Origin of the sequence: Nonomuraea sp. NPDC003804 (genome assembly GCF_040610675.1) — a bacterium.
Classification (GTDB): domain Bacteria; phylum Actinomycetota; class Actinomycetes; order Streptosporangiales; family Streptosporangiaceae; genus Nonomuraea.
The window spans coordinates 1-1,333 of sequence record NZ_JBEXMT010000109.1; the positions used below are offsets into that span (position 1 = coordinate 1).

At 67.1% G+C, this 1,333-nt stretch carries 2 protein-coding genes; one reads left to right on the forward strand and one right to left on the reverse strand.

Annotation, left to right across the window (positions count from 1 at the left end):
• Positions 1-38: 38 nt before the first annotated feature.
• The gene (locus ABZX22_RS45120; protein WP_354923511.1) at positions 39-914 is read right to left on the reverse strand and encodes an SOS response-associated peptidase; all 876 of its coding nucleotides are present in this window, start codon (positions 912-914) and stop codon (positions 39-41) included.
• Positions 915-931: 17 nt separating this feature from the next.
• Here ABZX22_RS45120 and ABZX22_RS45125 point away from each other — a divergent pair, with 17 nt between their 5' ends.
• Positions 932-1,120 carry a hypothetical protein gene (locus tag ABZX22_RS45125; protein WP_354923514.1) on the forward strand — a complete coding sequence of 63 codons (189 nt, stop codon included), beginning with the start codon at positions 932-934 and terminating at the stop codon, positions 1,118-1,120.
• Positions 1,121-1,333: the final 213 nt, after the last annotated feature.

A 1,333-nucleotide genomic window follows, 5' to 3' on the forward strand; every position in this document is an offset into this window, starting at 1 on the left:
CCTGACAGAGGTGCCGATGGGGTTCGGTTGAGGCGCGCCTATGCGACCTGCTGCAGCAGGTCTTCGACGTTGTTCCGCGGCGTGTTCACCGCGCGGCTGACGCGGTAGGCCTCCATCGCCGGCGGCTCGCTGGCCAGCAGCATGGCCATGGCGTCGTCGGTGCTGACGGCCATCCACTCATCGATCTGTCCGGCCTGCAGCCACACCGGCATGCGGTCGTGAATGTCGGCCGAGACGCCGCTGCTATCACCGGTGATGATTGTGAAGGTGCCCAGGTTTCCGTCGGGCAGCAGCGGGCTGGTGTCCTCCCACAGGCCAGCGGCCAGCAGTGGCCCGGTGGCGTGGATGAACCACGGATCCTTCTTGCCGTCCTCGGGGCTGACCGACCACTCGTAGTAGCCGGCCATGGGGACCACGCATCGGCGCTTCTTGAACGCCGACCGGAAGGCGGGCTTCGTGGCCACCGTCTCGATCCGGGCGTTGATGGTTGAGCCCTGCAGGCCCTTGGCCTTGGCCCAGAAGGGCAGCAGGCCCCATGCCAGCCGGGTTACCTGCCGGCCTTCACCCCGGTCCAGGATCACCGAGGCGCGCTGCGTCGGCGCCAGGTTGTAGCTGGGCTGGATCTCGGCCAGGCCGGGGGCAAGGTCAGCCAGCCCCGGCTGGCCGAAGTCGATCACGGGGAGTTGGACGAATCGGCCGCACATGGCCTCAGGGTAGTCCGGCTGGCCGTGCCCGGGGCGTGTAGGGACAGCCCGACCCAACAGGGCGAGGTTGCCCGATGGTGTCAGCCAGCCAAGGCGGGCATCCTGACCTTGCCGGATCCGGGGCCGCAGGCTGCTCAACCCGGGGGCGCGTGAGCAGCGCCGCGCCGGCACTGTTGCCTCCCTGGCGCCGGGGCCATAATGGCAGTACATGTACAGAGGATCCGGCGATGGACGAGAACACTCGCAGGCTGATCGAGGAAATGGTTCGGCAGCAGGTGAAGGAACAACTGGAACTTGCGTGCCGGCCAGGGGGATTGCTCTTCCCACCCAAGGGGGCGGCTATTGGCACGTCCGAAGTCGAAGGAAAGCGCTATGTGAGCGCTGTCATCCAGGTTGAGCCTGACCAACAGCCATAACGATTCAGCCAGGTCGCCACTGCGTTCGCAGGATCTGCGACCGCCGGTCGTATCCTTCCGGCCATGTATTCCTCTCATGGCTTCCGCACCGCCCCGATCCCCTCTGGCTGGGTCCAGACCGGGGAGCGCTGGGCGCTCTGGTACAACGGCCGGGAAATGGCGAACGTCACGCTCGACGGCGGTCCTGGCGTCCGGCTGTGGATGGAGGGCCAG

Coding starts and splice junctions, on each gene's coding strand:
- ABZX22_RS45120 (WP_354923511.1), bottom strand. CDS start 914: ATGTACTGCCATTATGGCCCCGGCGCCAGGGAGGCAACAGTGCCGGCG.
- ABZX22_RS45125 (WP_354923514.1), top strand. CDS start 932: ATGGACGAGAACACTCGCAGGCTGATCGAGGAAATGGTTCGGCAGCAG.